Source organism: Aestuariirhabdus haliotis, from assembly GCF_023509475.1.
Taxonomy (GTDB): domain Bacteria; phylum Pseudomonadota; class Gammaproteobacteria; order Pseudomonadales; family Aestuariirhabdaceae; genus Aestuariirhabdus; species Aestuariirhabdus haliotis.
On the sequence record NZ_JAKSDZ010000001.1, the window covers coordinates 302,722 to 318,755 of the forward strand.

At 54.7% G+C, this 16,034-nt stretch carries 12 protein-coding genes; 10 read left to right on the forward strand and 2 right to left on the reverse strand.

The window, feature by feature from the left end:
• The first annotated feature begins 22 nt into the window (after nucleotides 1–22).
• A complete protein-coding gene (gene phoB / locus MIB40_RS01525) occupies nucleotides 23–712 on the forward strand; it encodes a phosphate regulon transcriptional regulator PhoB (RefSeq protein WP_249689979.1) in 690 nt (229 codons plus the stop codon).
• Nucleotide 713: 1 nt separating this feature from the next.
• Nucleotides 714–2,027, forward strand: coding sequence for a phosphate regulon sensor histidine kinase PhoR (phoR, locus tag MIB40_RS01530; RefSeq protein WP_249689980.1), 1,314 nt, complete (start codon nucleotides 714–716; stop codon nucleotides 2,025–2,027).
• Between the two features lie 2 nt (nucleotides 2,028–2,029).
• Here the strand turns inward: phoR and MIB40_RS01535 are convergent, their stop codons facing one another.
• Complete coding sequence (locus tag MIB40_RS01535) at nucleotides 2,030–4,879, reverse strand: bifunctional diguanylate cyclase/phosphodiesterase (protein ID WP_249689982.1); 2,850 nt, start codon at nucleotides 4,877–4,879, stop codon at nucleotides 2,030–2,032.
• Nucleotides 4,880–5,026: 147 nt separating this feature from the next.
• Between MIB40_RS01535 and uvrD the strand changes: the two genes are divergently transcribed.
• Complete coding sequence (gene uvrD, locus MIB40_RS01540; RefSeq protein ID WP_249689984.1) at nucleotides 5,027–7,210, forward strand: DNA helicase II; 2,184 nt, start codon at nucleotides 5,027–5,029, stop codon at nucleotides 7,208–7,210.
• A gap of 33 nt (nucleotides 7,211–7,243) precedes the next feature.
• On the forward strand, nucleotides 7,244–7,579 hold the full coding sequence (locus MIB40_RS01545) for a hypothetical protein (RefSeq protein ID WP_249689986.1): 336 nt from the start codon (nucleotides 7,244–7,246) through the stop codon (nucleotides 7,577–7,579).
• Nucleotides 7,580–7,626: 47 nt separating this feature from the next.
• Here MIB40_RS01545 and MIB40_RS01550 read toward each other — a convergent pair whose 3' ends face one another.
• On the reverse strand, nucleotides 7,627–8,019 hold the full coding sequence (locus MIB40_RS01550) for an acyl-CoA thioesterase (RefSeq protein WP_249689988.1): 393 nt from the start codon (nucleotides 8,017–8,019) through the stop codon (nucleotides 7,627–7,629).
• 249 nt (nucleotides 8,020–8,268) lie between these two features.
• On the opposite strand from MIB40_RS01550, the gene MIB40_RS01555 reads away from it, so the two are divergent.
• The 6 genes from MIB40_RS01555 (at nucleotide 8,269) to MIB40_RS01580 (ending at nucleotide 16,021) form a co-directional block, all read left to right on the forward strand.
• The gene (locus MIB40_RS01555) at nucleotides 8,269–9,246 is read left to right on the forward strand and encodes a PstS family phosphate ABC transporter substrate-binding protein (protein ID WP_249689990.1); all 978 of its coding nucleotides are present in this window, start codon (nucleotides 8,269–8,271) and stop codon (nucleotides 9,244–9,246) included.
• Nucleotides 9,247–9,415: 169 nt separating this feature from the next.
• Entirely contained in the window at nucleotides 9,416–11,695 is a 2,280-nt protein-coding gene (locus MIB40_RS01560) for an ABC transporter permease subunit (RefSeq protein ID WP_249689993.1), read from the forward strand.
• Nucleotides 11,696–11,719: 24 nt separating this feature from the next.
• Nucleotides 11,720–13,381: a phosphate ABC transporter permease PstA gene (pstA, locus tag MIB40_RS01565; RefSeq protein ID WP_264758408.1), complete on the forward strand. Its 1,662-nt coding sequence runs from the start codon at nucleotides 11,720–11,722 to the stop codon at nucleotides 13,379–13,381.
• A 27-nt stretch (nucleotides 13,382–13,408) separates the two neighbouring features.
• On the forward strand, nucleotides 13,409–14,290 hold the full coding sequence (gene pstB / locus MIB40_RS01570; RefSeq protein WP_249689996.1) for a phosphate ABC transporter ATP-binding protein PstB: 882 nt from the start codon (nucleotides 13,409–13,411) through the stop codon (nucleotides 14,288–14,290).
• Between the two features lie 21 nt (nucleotides 14,291–14,311).
• Nucleotides 14,312–15,031 (forward strand): phosphate signaling complex protein PhoU, encoded by a 720-nt coding sequence (gene phoU, locus MIB40_RS01575; protein WP_249689998.1) that lies wholly within the window; start codon nucleotides 14,312–14,314, stop codon nucleotides 15,029–15,031.
• Nucleotides 15,032–15,091: 60 nt separating this feature from the next.
• Nucleotides 15,092–16,021 (forward strand): response regulator, encoded by a 930-nt coding sequence (locus MIB40_RS01580; protein ID WP_249690000.1) that lies wholly within the window; start codon nucleotides 15,092–15,094, stop codon nucleotides 16,019–16,021.
• Nucleotides 16,022–16,034: the final 13 nt, after the last annotated feature.

A 16,034-nucleotide genomic window follows, 5' to 3' on the forward strand; every position in this document is an offset into this window, starting at 1 on the left:
CTCGTTAGGAACAGGTACTGCCGTGACTGCAAAAACCATATTAATAGTTGATGATGAATCGGCGATCCGTGAAATGATAGCGGTCGCGTTGGAAATGGCCGGTTATAGAACGCTGCAGGCCGAAAACGCCCAGCAAGCACAGGCGATGATCGTCGATCACAAACCCGATTTGATGTTGCTCGACTGGATGATGCCGGAAACAACAGGCATTGAACTGGCCCGACGGCTCAAGCGTGATGAGGTGACCGAAGGTTTACCGATCATTATGCTCACCGCAAAGAGTGAAGAGGACAACAAGATTCAGGGTCTTGAAACCGGTGCAGATGATTACATCACCAAACCTTTTTCCCCTCGCGAGCTGGTTGCCCGGCTCAAGGCCGTGCTGCGTCGCAGCCAGATTAATGAGCCTCAGGAACCCATTGTTGTACAGGGTTTGGAGCTCGATCCGGTTAGCCATCGGGTCAGTATCGACGGCCATGCTGCCGAAATGGGACCGACAGAATTTCGCCTGCTACAGTTCTTTATGACTCATCAGGAGCGAGCCTACACGCGAGGTCAGCTGCTGGATCAGGTGTGGGGTGGTAACGTCTATGTAGAAGAGCGCACCGTCGATGTACACATCAGGCGTTTACGTAAAGCCCTGGGTGCGGGTTATGAACTGTTGATTCAAACCGTGCGCGGCACGGGTTATCGATTCTCTACCAGGACTTGAAATGGAGCGTAACTGGCGGCAGCGTCTATTGGGTGATCTGCTCTGGTTATTGGCCGGTGGTTTGCTGCTGGGGATGATGACGGGCAGTTATGGCTGGAGTCTGGTATTGGTCATCGGCGCCTATCTTGGCTGGTGTCTATATAACCTGACACGCTTGCTACGATGGCTGACCGTTAATGCTCAGAGCCAGGAGTCTCCGCCTGAAAGCGTGGGTGTCTGGGGTGACCTGTTCGATAATATATATCGTTTGCAACAGCGTAATCTTGGTGCTCGTGAGCGGTTGCGTTCGGTCATAAAACGGGTGCAGGATTCCACTTCTGCCTTACGCGATGCGGTGGTTATGGTGGACGCCGATAGTGCGTTGGACTGGTGGAATGATGCCGCCGAACGTTTGTTGGGTTTGCGCTCTCCCGGAGACCGTGGCCAGCGTGTGACCAATCTGATCCGGGACCCGCGCTTTGCCCGATACTTCTCTCGAGGTGATTATCGCGAGCCGCTGGAACTGAATTCCCCGGTTGATGATCAACGGCGACTGCAATATTTGATTACCCGATTCGGTAAAGGGGAACGTTTACTGGTGGTTCGTGATGTGACCCGCTTGCATCACCTGGAACAGATGCGCAAGGATCTTGTGGGTAATGTTTCCCACGAACTGCGAACGCCGCTCACGGTCATTCGAGGCTATCTGGAAACCCTGCAGCAGCATTCAGAAGGCATCCCGGATCATTGGTTACGAGCCGTAGGTCAAATGAGTCGACAGACCGAACGTATGGGCAACCTGGTGACCGATCTGTTGCTGTTGTCGCGTCTGGAAAGTGGTGATGAAGGTATCGATCAACGCAAGGTGCCGATGCATCCCCTTCTGCACCGTATCATTGAGGATGCCGCCGAGCTGCTCGATGACCCGGAGCGCATTGAGCTTGAATGCGACGAAGAGGCGGTGCTGCTGGGTCAGGAGCCGGAACTGCACAGTGCCTTTTCAAATCTGGTGTTGAATGCTGTCAAGTACACACCGTCTCCAGGTCAGATCAAAGTGCGCTGGTGGCAGGACAAGAAAGGTGCTCACTTATCGGTTGAGGACAAAGGCATTGGCATTGATCCGATTCATATTCCCCGGTTGACGGAGCGTTTTTATCGTGTGGATTCGAGTCGCTCAATTGAAACCGGCGGTACGGGGCTCGGGCTGGCGATCGTCAAACATGTGCTGCTGCGTCATAGGGGTGTGATGTCTGTGCGTAGCGCGCCAGGCAAAGGCAGTACGTTTAGCTGCCATTTTGATCTGGAAATGTGTGTGCCGATCAGTAAGGCGGTTTAACGCTAAACTGAAATAGGCTCGCCTTTTAGCAAGGCCGATAATTCTTCTGCAGTGACCGGTTTACTAATCAGATATCCTTGAATCTCATCACAGCCGCTGCGACGCAGGAACTCGGCATGCTGTGGATGTTCGACACCCTCGGCAACTACCCTGAGGTCGAGACTCATCGCCATGGCGATGATGGCTCGTGTAATGGTGCAATCATTTTCATTGTCAGGGATGCCACTGATAAAGCTGCGATCAATTTTAAGGGCCGTAACAGGAAAGCGCTTCAGATAGCTCAGGGAGGCGTATCCTGTACCAAAGTCATCAATACTGATACTCACGCCCAGTTCGCGAATACGGTGGATGCTGTTGCTGATGCGCGAGTTTTCCTCCAACAGAATACTTTCGGTCAGCTCCAGTTCGAGTAACTGAGGGTCCAATCCGGTTTTTTTCAGGGTGCGCTCCACGACCGAGAAACCATCGCCTTGTCGCAGTTGTTGCGCCGACAGGTTAACCGATACGCGTATCTCACCGCTGCCCTCATCCAGCCATGTTTTGGCTTGGCGGCATGCCTGCTCCAGTACCTGTTCACCGATGGCGTTGATCAGGCCATTCTCTTCGGCGAGATAGATAAAACGCTCGGGTTCGATGAGCCCCAGTTGCGGGTGCTGCCAGCGAACCAGGGCCTCTACCCCTTGAATGGTGCCCGTTGCCAGATGCAGCTTGGGCTGGTAATAAACTTCAAACTCCTTATTCTCCACCGCCTTGCGCAAGGCGCTTTCCAGCAGAGGCAGCTGCTGGTCTTTATCAGCCAGTTCATCGGTATAAAAATGGAAATGATTGCCGGCGAAATTCTTGGCTTCGATCAGGGCTCGGGAGGCGCCCTGGAGTAACGTGGGAGCATCGCGGGACTGCTGCGGAAAGCGACTGATGCCGGCGCTTACGGAAACCGACAGGTCGTGGTTGCCGACCCGGTATTCACGCCCTGCTTTGTGCAGCAGTTGCTCGGTGAAGTGCATTAAGCTGCCCAATCCCGGGTCGCCGGGTAACAGAAGTGCGAATTCATCGCTACCTGTCCGTGCTACCAGCTCGGCTTCTTGCGCGAAGGTTCGTAAGCGTTTAGAGAACTGCACCAGCAATTGATCGCCCACCTCATGGCCGAGTGATTCATTGATCTGTTTGAAGCGATCAAGGTTGAGCAGGATAAGTGTCAGGGCCTTACCCTGCTGGGTTGCCTTGGTCAGGCGGCGTAAGAACAGATCCCGATTGCCAAGCCCGGTCAGGTTGTCGAAGCTGGCCAGGAAATGCAGTCGGTCTTCGGTTTTTTGCTTGTCGGACAGGTCACTATAAATGCCGAGGCAGTGGTGATTATCGCTCTGGGGATCAGCAACCAGGGTATAACTGGCTGACACCGGATAGGCGCTGCCATCCTTGCGGTATTCTAAAATTTCTCCGCTCCAGAAGCCTTGCTGATGGAGTTTTTCGCCAATTTCCTGATAAAACAGTGGATCGTGATGTCGAGAAATTTCGTTGTATTTGCGCCCAATCAATTCGGCGTTGCGGTAACCGGTCAGTTCACAAAAACTGGGGTTTACTTGCAAGAATCGGTAGCGATTGTCGAGCAAGCATACGGCCTGATTGGTTAGCATGCTGAGCAGACGAAACAGTTCGCTTTCAGCCTGTTGCTGCTTTTCGGTTGTAATATTGCGGCGGGTGCCGGTCATTCGAATGATGCGGCCCTGGGAATCCCAGGCGGTGGCCTGCCCTCGATCTTCCAGCCAGATCCATTGTCCGTTGCTGTGACGAGCCCGGAACTGGACCAGGTATTCCATACTGTCGCCGTTGAGAAAACCTTGCATGGTTTCCTTAAGGCGTAGCAGATTTTGTTCGTTGGTCAGGGGTTTAAGGCTGTCTACAAATCCCTGATGTCCCGTAAGACGATGCCCCAGCATTTCCATGGCCTGGGGTTGAATAAAACGGTCTTGGCTCAGGTTCCATTCCCACAGGCTCAGGTCGGCCGCTTCCAGGGCCAGTGCTAGTCGCTGTTCGGCTAATTGCGCAGTCTGTCGGGCACGGCGTAGTTGCTTGCCAAGACGCACAGCCTGTTGTTTATCGTTATCCTCGGAAACATCCGAGTGAATAGCCGTTTCTCGGTCGCTCAGTTGGCGCTGGCTACGGGTTAGCTCACGTTGGGATTGCTGAAGCCTGAGTTGCAGCTGGTCGTTGCGTTCCAGTAGCTGGTATCGTTTGAGCAGAAAGCGGTTGATCGACAGGTTGGCGTAGCTGATCAGGGCCGTAGCCAGTAATAGTCCCAGAGAGGTCAGTTGCGAGTCCTGGCCACCTTGCCACAGCAGTTCTACGACGAGCGGTAAAATCGCGCTGATGGCAAAACAAAAAAAGGCGGGTGGATACACGGCATAAAACGCCATGGCGGTGAGCATGGCCGCTAGCAAGAGTAGATAGACGACACCGGCGAGGGCAAAGCTCAGATTCGGCATCAGCTGTACCAGGAAAATGGCCACACTGGAGCCGCCGAGCAGGGCAGGAGCACAGGATAAGATCGGCCAATGGCCAATACTGGTTTCCGTACGATAACGGAAGCGCAAAGCCAGATTGTAGCGCATCAGCATCAGCAGGGTTGTCCAGACCCAAATAAGCAAAAAACTGTAGGCGTTGAGGTGTTGCCATAAGAAGGCACTGGCGAGCAGGATGCCACAGATAACCAACCAGGGCAGGTTGCGGTGCAGCTGATGCAGTTGCTGCAGCTTATAGATAGAGAGTTTGGCCGCCCGTTGGCCTTTGCTACTGCTGTCCCGGGATGCGTTGTTGCCAGATTTTGGCAGCAATCGCCGGATCGCGTTGATCATGAAGCGCTCGAGTTGTTGGATTGCTGTGCGCCGTTAAGAGCCTGCGGCACCAGCTTTTGTTATTATAGGGCTCTTAGTCATTCCAATCCCCCATTTAAACCCAAGTAATAGCAGCGCAGCAAGCGGGAACCCCACGGCAGGATATTGATGAACCTAAATCAGCAGGTGGCGTCACTCAATGACGCTCAGCAGCGGGCAGTGACCGCAAACCCCGGTAATTACCTGGTATTGGCCGGCGCGGGTAGCGGAAAGACGCGAGTCCTGGTCAACCGGGTTGCCTGGTTGGTCGGTCAGGGTGAATCCCCATACAGTATTATGGCGGTTACCTTTACCAATAAAGCCGCGGCAGAGATGCGGGCTCGAATCGAAGACATCTGGGGCAGCTCGTTACAGGGGTTGTGGGTGGGGACTTTTCATAGCCTGGCGCACCGATTACTTCGTGCCCATTGGCGCGATGCGGGTTTGCCCGATAACTTTCAGATTCTTGATAGTGACGATCAGCTGCGATTGATAAAGCGTATCTGCAAAGAGCTGGAGTTGGATGATTCGCGCTGGCCCCCTCGCCAGGCCCAGTGGTTTATCAATGGCCAGAAAGATGAAGGCTTGCGGCCCCAGCATATCGAAACCAGCGGAGATCCGTTTGCCCAAACCATGGTGCAGGTGTACGAGCGATATGAACAGGCTTGCCAGCGAGGCGGCATGGTCGACTTTGCCGAATTGCTGTTGCGTGCTCACGAACTGCTTCGGGATCAACCTGCCATACGTGATCATTACCAGCGCCGTTTCTCCCATTTACTGGTGGATGAGTTTCAGGACACCAACGCGATCCAGTACGCCTGGTTGAGATTACTCGCCGGTGAGCATGGCCAGGTGATGGCCGTGGGTGATGACGACCAGTCGATTTACGGTTGGCGAGGTGCTCGTATAGAAAACATTCGCCGCTTCGATGAAGATTTCGCCGGTGTGGAAACCATTCGTCTGGAGCAAAACTATCGCTCGACCTCGACGATTTTGCGGGCGGCCAATGAGCTGATTCGAAATAACTCGGATCGGCTGGGAAAGGAGCTCTGGACCGAGGGAGAAGAGGGCGATCCCATCCAGTTGTACGCCGGCTTCAACGAACAGGATGAGGCGCGCTTTATCGTCGATCGCATTCAGGAGTGGCTGGAGCAGGGACACAGTCGTAGCGAGGTCGCGATACTGTACCGTTCCAACGCCCAGTCCCGGGTCATCGAGGAGGCCCTGATTCGCGCCTCCGTGCCCTATCGCATCTATGGCGGCCAGCGCTTCTTTGACCGCGCCGAAATCAAGAATGCACTGGCCTATTTGCGCTTGCTCAATCATCGCGATGACGACGCTTCGCTGGAACGTGTCATCAATGTCCCGACCCGGGGTATTGGAGAGCGCAGCGTGCAGCAGTTGCGGGACTGTGCTCGCGAGCAAGGTATCTCATTGTGGCAGGCTTGCCAGCGGGTGGTGGAGCAGCGACTACTGCCGCCTCGAGCCTGCGCGGCCATCGGCCAGTTTATGCAGTTGCTGGATGAACTTGAACAACGCTGTGAAAACCTGCTGCTGCACGAGTTGGTAGATCATGTAATCGCCTCCAGCGGTTTGATCGAGCATCACGGTAAGGAAAAAGGCGAACGGGGGCAGGCGCGGGTGGAAAACCTGGAAGAGCTGGTCAGCGCCACCCGCCAGTTCGATCTGGATGATTCGCCGTATCACGATGACGAAGCGGAACAGGATGCATCCCCTTTAACGGTGTTTCTCGATCATGCTGCTCTGGAGGCGGGTGACAACCAGGCCGATCGTTTCGAAGAGAGCGTGCAGTTGATGACTCTGCACTCGGCCAAGGGACTGGAATTCCCGCTGGTGTTTATGAGTGGTGTGGAGGAAGGCCTGTTTCCCCACAAGATGTCGCTGGACTCGGGTAACGGGCTGGAGGAGGAACGCCGGCTCTGCTACGTCGGTATCACTCGAGCCATGCAGCGGCTCTATCTCTGTTATGCGGAATCCCGCCGTTTGCACGGCAGCGAGACCCTCAATGCCCCTTCGCGTTTTATTGGCGAAATTCCTCGCGACCTGATTCAGGAAGTGCGTCTGAACGCCAAGATCTCCCGACCGGTGAGCCAGGGGCTGTTTTCCGCCGCCGCCAGCGAAGTGCCCGAATTTGGCTTTCCGTTGGGACAGCGGGTGTTGCACAAGCTGTTTGGTGAGGGTGTGATACTCAGTTATGAAGGCCAGGGTGCCCAGGCCCGTGTACAGGTTAATTTCGATACGGAGGGCACCAAATGGCTGGTGCTCTCCTACGCTAAATTGCAAGCGATCTAAGGATCGACGTGAGTCAATCAGGAGAAGAAAACGTTGAGTGAAAATGCCGAAGTAGGAATTGAAAAAATCCAGCAGTTGAACCAGTTGCTGGAAGAGACTCTGGAATCACGCAGTAAGGGTCAATTGATCCAGCTGGTGCGATTGCTGGGAAGCTCGCTGGGTGCTATTCGAGTGGGCCAGAGCGATCAGCAAAAACAGGATGAGGCTCGGGATCGGATGGCCTTGACCCAGGCCATCGCTGCCGGAGATCCGGACGCTCTGGAGCAAACCCGGCAAGCGACCATTGCTGCCATCACAGAAATACTGACCGCCCTTAATGCCTTGCAAGAGCCTCAGCCGGATGAAGGTGGTGAGCAAGCGAGTCAGTAATCGGTTGTGCTATCGGCTAACTCGGACCATGCCGACTGGCATATGCGCTACTGGCTAATGGAACGGGTCCGCCCCCGCTCATCGATGGCTACCAAGACCAGCGAGCCATCGGTGACTTTACTCAGTTCCGCCACCGAACTGGCCGGTTTCCAGACTTCAACCTTGATCGTGATGGAGCTGCGGCCACAATCGATCACCTCGGCATAGAAGCTCAGGCAGTCGCCGACATTAACCGGCACCATAAATGCCATGCTTGCCATGGAGACCGTGGCCACCCTGCCCTGGGTTACCTGTCGAGCCAGCATAGCTGCCGCCAGGTCCATCTGTGATACCAGCCAGCCACTGTAGATAGCGCCTTCGGCATTGGTATCTTTGGGCATGGTTTGCAATTGCAGGCAGAGTTGGCCCGAGGGTTGGGGATTGTCTTCAATATCGATCATGAGTGTTTGCGCTCTTGTTATTGCTTTTTAGCGGTGGACTTATAATCCGCTTGTTGCGTCGGCGCGCGGATTATAACCAAAAGTGCCTCTGCGAGTGTTAGCACTAAATCGTGGTTTTTATGTTAAGCCGGGGGATTTGGTGTTCTGTTGGTCATAAAACTGTCATCTGGCGGCAATATAGTTGCAACATAGCGAGCCGATACTCGTTGTCACTCAACACAGAATACCTAATCTTGGAGAGAACCTCAGATGAAAGTGAACAACCTGATTACAGGCCTGACGGCTGCACTGGCTGCAGGTAGCCTGAACGTTGCTATCGCCGCGACTGCGGTTGATGCCAGCATCCCGACTTACAGCAAAACCAGCGGTGTATCCGGCAACCTGTCTAGCGTTGGCTCTGATACTCTGGCCAATCTGATGACCCTGTGGGCCGAAGAGTTCAAGCGCGAATACCCTAACGTCAACATCCAGATTCAGGCCGCAGGCTCTTCTACCGCGCCACCCGCGTTGACTGAAGGCACCTCCAATATGGGGCCCATGAGCCGCAAGATGAAGGACAAGGAGCTGGAAGCCTTTGAAAAGAAATATGGCTACAAGCCAACGGCGGTTCCCGTGGCCATTGATGCCCTTGCCGTATTCGTTAACAAGGACAACCCGATCAAAGGTCTGACCATTCCACAGGTTGATGCGGTCTTTTCCTCTACCCGCAAGTGCGGTTACAGCAAGGATGTGACCAGCTGGGGTGATTTGGGCTTGGATGGTTCCTGGGGCAACCGAGGTTTCCAGTTGTACGGACGTAACTCCGTCTCTGGTACCTACGGTTACTACAAGAAGAAAGCTCTGTGTAAGGGCGATTACAAGAGTAACGTCAACGAGCAGCCAGGTTCCGCTTCGGTGGTTCAGTCCATCAGTGCTTCCATTAATGGTATCGGTTATTCCGGCATCGGTTACAAGACCTCCAGCGTCCGGACTGTCCCACTGGCCAAGAAAGAGGGGCAGCCTTTCGTGGATGCCACCGCTGATAACGCCGTTAAAGGCACCTACCCGCTGTCACGTTTCCTCTACGTCTACGTGAACAAGGCACCTAACAAGCCTTTGGCGCCTATCGAGCGTGAATTCCTCAAGCTGGTATTGTCACAGCAGGGCCAGAACGTGGTTGTGAAGGACGGCTACATCCCTCTGCCATCCAAGGTTGTTGAAAAGCAAATGGCGGCACTCGGCCTGTAATAAGCCGAAACATCCAGCCAAGGCATAGCCTCTGTCGAGCCCTGCACTCCGGTGTGGGGCTCGTTGGTTTTTGGTTCGGGGAAACGGCAAAATGCGTCACAGCCCTTCCTCGATGCGTTGTTACAAATATGTCATATAATTGTCATATTGGCGGAGTAAGGTACGCGCCATGAACGATGTAACTGATCTCTCACCCCCCGTTGTCGATTTCAACTCCGACGAAGCGCGCCGTCACAGACGGCTGCGTGCGGTCAAGGACCGAGTAGCCCGCTGGGCCGTTGGTGTTGGAGGTATCGGCGTAATTATCGCTATCTTGTTGATTTTCCTGTATCTGCTCTATGAGGTAATGCCCTTGTTTAAGGGTGCCGAGATGGAGCCGGTTACCCGTTATGCCGTACCGGTGGCGGAAGCTGGCGCCGATACGCTCTATCTGGCGATGGAAGAACAGTCTGAATTGGCGCTACGTCTGGACAGCTCGGGTAATGTCGTATTCTTCGGTGCCCAGGATGGCGAGGTGCGTAGCCAGCTGCGCCTGCCGATTCCCCAGGGGGCAACCATTACTGCCTTGGCCGAGGCAGATCCCAACACTCAGGAAGTGGCGGCAGGCTTATCCAACGGCCAGGTCATTCTGTTTAAGCACAATTATCGAGTCAGCTACCCTAACGATGTGCGTCTGATCGAACCTCAGATTGAATATCCCTTCGGTGAGGAGCCGATTACGCTGGCCGCCAGCGGCGCGGATATTGAGCAGTTGGCGTTGCGGGATAGCGAAGACTCCATGATTCTGGCCGCCAGCGCAGCCGACGGGGTCCACGTCGCGTTGTACAGCAAAGAGGTCGATTTCCTGTCCGAGGAAGTGACTCTGGAGCGAATGGATCTGGAGTTGCCGCCGTTGCCGGGTGAGGTAAGCCGGGTTCTGATCGATCCTGAGCAGCGTTGGATATTTGCCGCGTTGGGCGATAATCGTATCGCCGTGCTGGATATTCGAAATCGCGACCAACCCCTGATAAACAGCGTACTGCCGGTTACCGAGGCGGATGCCCGTATTAGCGACATCGAGTTTCTGTTGGGTGGCACCTCATTACTGATCGGAGACGACCGCGGCAGCATCGGACAGTGGTTCCTGGTGCGCGATGAAAACAATGAATACAGCCTGCAGAAGGTGCGCAGTTTTGCACTTCATAGCAGCGCTATCAGCTCCATTGCGCCGGAGCATCGTCGTAAAGGGTTTATGGCAGCGGATGAGGAGGGTCAGGTTGGCCTGTATAACTCCACCGCCCATCGTACTTTGTTGACCCAGTCGGTCAGCGATGCCCCCATTCAGCATATGACGATTGCGCCCCGGGCCAATGCCCTGCTGGTGGAGCATGCTAACGGGCAGATGGAATTCCTGAGATTGCACAATGAGCACCCGGAGATATCCTGGTCGGCGCTCTGGGAAGAGGTCTGGTACGAGGGTTACGCCGAGCCCGATTACATTTGGCAATCCTCGGCCTCTACCAATGATTTCGAACCAAAGATGAGCCTGATGCCGCTGGCCTTCGGTACCCTTAAAGCCGCGTTTTACGCCATGTTGATGGCGGCTCCCCTGGCGATTTGTGGAGCGATCTATACGGCGTACTTTATGGCGCCTGCCATGCGTCGCAAGGTGAAGCCGGTGATCGAGCTGATGGAGGCCCTGCCTACGGTTATTCTCGGTTTCCTGGCGGGTTTGTGGTTGGCGCCTTTTGTCGAAGAGTCTCTGAGTGGCATCTTCGCCATGCTGATGCTGGTACCGTTGGCGATTGTTGGTTTTGGCTTCTTCTGGGCACAGTTGCCGGAAAGCATTCGCAGGCTGGTGCCTGAGGGGTGGCAGGTGCTGTTGCTGATCCCCGTGGTGATTATCACCAGCATGCTGGCGCTGGGCTTGAGCGATCACATGGAGCTGTGGTTCTTTAACGGCGATATGCGCGGCTGGATCAGCAGTGAGCTGGGTCTGAACTATGACCAGCGAAATGCGCTGGTGGTCGGCCTGGCGATGGGCTTTGCGGTAATCCCTACCATCTTTTCCATCACCGAAGACGCCATTTTCAGTGTGCCCAAACACCTGACCTATGGCTCTTTGGCGCTGGGGGCGACGCCCTGGCAAACACTGACGCGAGTCGTATTGTTGACGGCGAGCCCCGGTATCTTCTCCGCCGTGATGATCGGTATGGGCCGTGCGGTGGGAGAAACCATGATCGTGCTGATGGCCACCGGTAACACTCCGATTATGGATGCCAATATCTTCGAAGGCATGCGAACCCTGGCGGCTAACATCGCCGTAGAGATGCCGGAATCGGAAGTGGGCAGTTCTCACTATCGAGTTCTTTTCCTGGCGGCGATGGTGCTGTTCCTCTTTACCTTTGTCGTTAACACCTTTGCCGAGATGGTTCGTCACCGTCTACGCAAGAAGTACAGCTCGCTGTAAGGGCTAACAACGGGAATCGTTATGATGCGTGTTTCTTTATCATCCTGGTACAAAAGCGGATCTCCTTTTGTTTGGCTCAATGCCGGCGCCGTGGCGATCAGTCTGGTGATGGTGATTGGCCTGCTGGCCCTCATCGCCGTGCGTGGCCTGGGCCATTTCTGGCCGGGCGCTATTATGGAAAGTGAATACCGTTTGCCGGGTCAGGTCGAGCGGGTCATTGCCGGCGAGATTGTCGAGGTCGAAACGGTACCGACGGTACGTTTGGAGGCTGCCGGTACGCCGGTGATTGATGCAGAATTTATGCAACGGGATCTGATCAAAATCGGCAACCGGGATGTCTCCGGCGGTGATTTTGTCTGGGTGCTTGATGCGTTTTTGCATGATCGCCGTTATCCAGAAGAGCTGATGACCGTTGAGAGACGGGAATGGGGCAACTTCTATGGTCGCCTGAAAGCAGTTAAAGAAGGAGACCGGCAAGTTGCCAGCGGTGATGATGCCTGGGATGTATTGCAGGAACGTATTGAGCGTGCCCTGTCCATCCACGATGAGATTTACGAGATCGAAAAGCATCGCATCGGCAAAATCAATTCGGCGTTGGAGCGTTTGCGCTTGCAGGAGCGTAGGCACCAACTCAAGGGTACCAGCTCGCCAGCTGTAGAGGCCGACATTGCCGGCCAACGAGCCGAGCTAGATGCCGCGTACAAGGTACTGGAAGCCGAGCTGGGTGATCTTTACGTGCGCTTTAACCGTGACAGCATGGTCGGGGTTACTGCCGATGGTACCGAGGTCACAGTATCACTGGGTAATGTCGTGCGTGCCTTCCGTCCCAATGCTATGGGGTTGTTTGAAAAAATCGGTTTTTACGGCGCCAAGATTTGGGAGTTCGTCAGCGAAGATCCTCGTGAGGCCAACACCGAGGGGGGTATTTTCCCGGCGATATTTGGTACCGTCATGATGGTTATCCTGATGTCGATTATCGTCACGCCCTTTGGCGTAATCGCTGCGGTGTATCTGCGTGAGTACGCTACCCAGGGGCCGATAACTCGCGCGATTCGTATTGCGGTGAATAATCTGGCCGGTGTGCCTTCGATCGTATACGGGGTCTTTGGCCTGGGCTTTTTTGTCTACTTCCTGGGTTCCAATATCGACCAGCTATTTTTCCCGGAAGCCTTGCCGGCACCTACCTTTGGTACACCAGGGTTGATGTGGGCGGCGATCACCCTGGCGTTGCTAACCCTGCCCGTGGTCATTGTGGCAACGGAAGAGGGCTTGTCCCGCATCCCCAGCTCGGTACGTGAAGGCAGTTTGGCGCTGGGTGCAACCAAAGCGGAAACCCTGTGGCGAGTGGTGTTGCCCATGGCCAGTCCGGCGATGATGACCGGTTTGATTCTGGCGGTTGCTCGTGCGGCGGGTGAAGTTGCCCCGTTGATGCTGGTGGGTGTCGTCAAACTGGCGCCCTCCCTGCCGCTCGACGGTAACTACCCTTATCTTCATCTGGATCAAAAGTTTATGCACCTGGGTTTCCACATCTATGATGTGGGCTTCCAGAGCCCGAATGTCGAAGCCGCACGGCCGTTGGTGTATGCCACCGCATTGTTGCTGGTGGTGGTTATTGCGGTCCTGAACCTGTCGGCGGTGGCGATTCGTAACCACCTGCGAGAGAAATACAAGGCGTTGGAAGTTTAAGTTTCGACGGCGATTGGAGTCTATTACATGTCACAAGCAAACACGCTAAACGCGACCCCTTCTGTGGATCAAACGACAGAGTCTGCGGGGCGCACCCATGGAATCGATACGACCTCGCTCGGGCGTTCGCGGCAGAACCTGACATTGGATCAGGAAAATATCTGCATGGAGATCAATGATCTTGATCTCTATTACGGCGAGAAAAAAGCCCTAAACAAGATCAACCTGAGTATTCCGAAACAGCGGGTTACGGCTTTTATCGGCCCATCCGGTTGCGGTAAGTCGACTCTGCTGCGGAGCATCAACCGCATGAACGATCTGGTGGATGGCTGTCGCATTGAGGGCAAGATCCTGCTTGATGGTGAGGATATCTATGATCGCAGGACCGAGGTTGCCGAACTGCGCCGCCGGGTCGGTATGGTGTTCCAGAAGCCGAACCCCTTTCCCAAGAGTATTTACGAAAACGTCGCCTATGGCCTGAGAATTCAGGGCATCAATAACAAGCGAGTTTTGGATGAAGTGGTCGAGCGTTCGCTCTCGGGTGCGGCGTTGTGGGATGAAGTTAAGGATCGCCTGCACGAGAGTGCGCTGGGTATGTCCGGTGGTCAGCAGCAGCGTCTGGTCATTGCCCGTACGATCGCCGTTGAGCCCGAGGTGTTGCTGCTGGATGAACCGGCCTCGGCACTGGATCCGATCTCAACCCTGAAGATTGAAGAGCTGATCAACGAGCTTAAGTCCAAGTACACGATTGTTATCGTGACGCACAATATGCAGCAGGCTGCTCGTGTCTCCGACTACACCGCCTTTATGTATATGGGGGACCTGATCGAATTTGGTGATACAGATTCGCTCTTTACCAACCCCTCGAAGAAACAAACCGAAGACTACATTACCGGCCGTTACGGTTAACCCAGGAATCGCGGGACTATTATGGAAATTCAAACCGATGTACACACACAGCATATCTCGCAGCAGTTCAACGCCGAGCTGAACGAGGTCAAAAACCGGCTGTTGGCGATGGGCGGCCTGGTGGAAAAGCAAGTCACTGACGCCATTGAAGCCCTGATCACCGCGGATAGTGATCTGGCCAAGAGCGTGCGTGAGAAAGATGATCTGATCAATGATATGGAACTGGCGATCGATGAAGAGTGCACCCGCATTCTGGCGCGTCGGCAGCCCGCTGCCAGTGATTTGCGTCTGGTGGTAGCCTGCTCGAAAGCCGCCAGTGACCTTGAGCGCGTGGGAGATGAAGCGACCAAGGTGGCACGTCATGCCATCGATTTGTGCGAGCAGGGAGAGTCGCCACGAGGCTATGTGGAAACCCGCCATATTGGCAACATGGTGCGCAGCATGATCAAGGATAGCCTGACGGCGTTCGCGCGCTTTGATACCAGTATGGCGCTCAAAGTGGCCAAGGCCGACAAGTCGGTTGATCTTGAGTACAAAAGCGCCATGCGAGAGCTGGTGACCTTTATGATGGAGGATCCACGCAGTATCTCCCGTGTGCTCAACGTGATCTGGGTGCTGCGTTCGCTGGAGCGAATCGGGGATCTGGCGCGCAATATCGCTGAGCATGTCATCTATTTGGTCAAGGGCACCGATGTCCGTCATCTCAGCTACAAAGAGCTTAAGCGGGAACTGAAAGATTAGCCCCTTTCCCCTGTATGCTTGCGCTATTATTAGGTGCAGTATTAACGATGCGGGATGGCTATGAAGAAGATCAGAGTGCTGGTGGTGGACGATGCTTCCTTTATCAGGGATTTGGTAAAGAAAACCGTTCGTGGCCAGTTTCCCCACTTTGTGGTTGAGGATGCGATCAATGGCCGAAAGGCCCAGGTCATGCTGCAAAAAGATCCCTATGATCTGATTCTCTGCGATTGGGAGATGCCCGAGCTCAGTGGGCTCGAGCTGCTGCAATGGATGCGCAACGAGCAATCACTCGATACCCCCTTTATTATGGTGACCAGCCGAGGCGATCGGGACAACGTGGTAGCGGCGGTGCAATCGGGGGTTTCGGAATATATCGGCAAGCCCTTTTCCAGCGAGGCGTTGCTGAAGAAAATTATCAAGGTGCTGTCTCGCCGCCATTCGGCTGAAGAACTCAGAGGCAGTGGTAAGCCGGACCCAATGCCCACCGGCAGTGCGGGCGCCTTAACTGGGGGAACTCACGCGGGTTCAGTATCGGCGCTGACCCAGTCGGCTGCCCCGCAACCCGCCCCCAGCGCGCCGGCCCAGAATGAATCCGTATCGGCATTGACCGGCGGTGCGTCGGTGCCTCCCCCATCACCCACTCCAGCGTCACAAAAAACGGGTTCAAAAGGCAGCGCTGCTCAGCTCAGATTCCCTGATATGACCGTCGATTGTGTGATTCAGGCGTTGAGCCTGAAAGAGCTTAAAGCGGTGATTAGACGCGGCGATACAATTCCCGAGTTATTATCCCAGGCCGTAGCCGACCTGGAGCAAGCCGATGACCAGGAAGTGGCAAGAATTAACGGTTATGTGAGTAAGCTTGAGGCGGCTGAGCCAAAAATGGATAGCGCCCTTATTACGATCCATATTCGTTTTGTCGACGACGATCCACAAAAGATGGAGTATTTGTCGAAAATGATTGCCGGTGGCACGGGGAAAAAATACTTCTAATAATACCGATCCA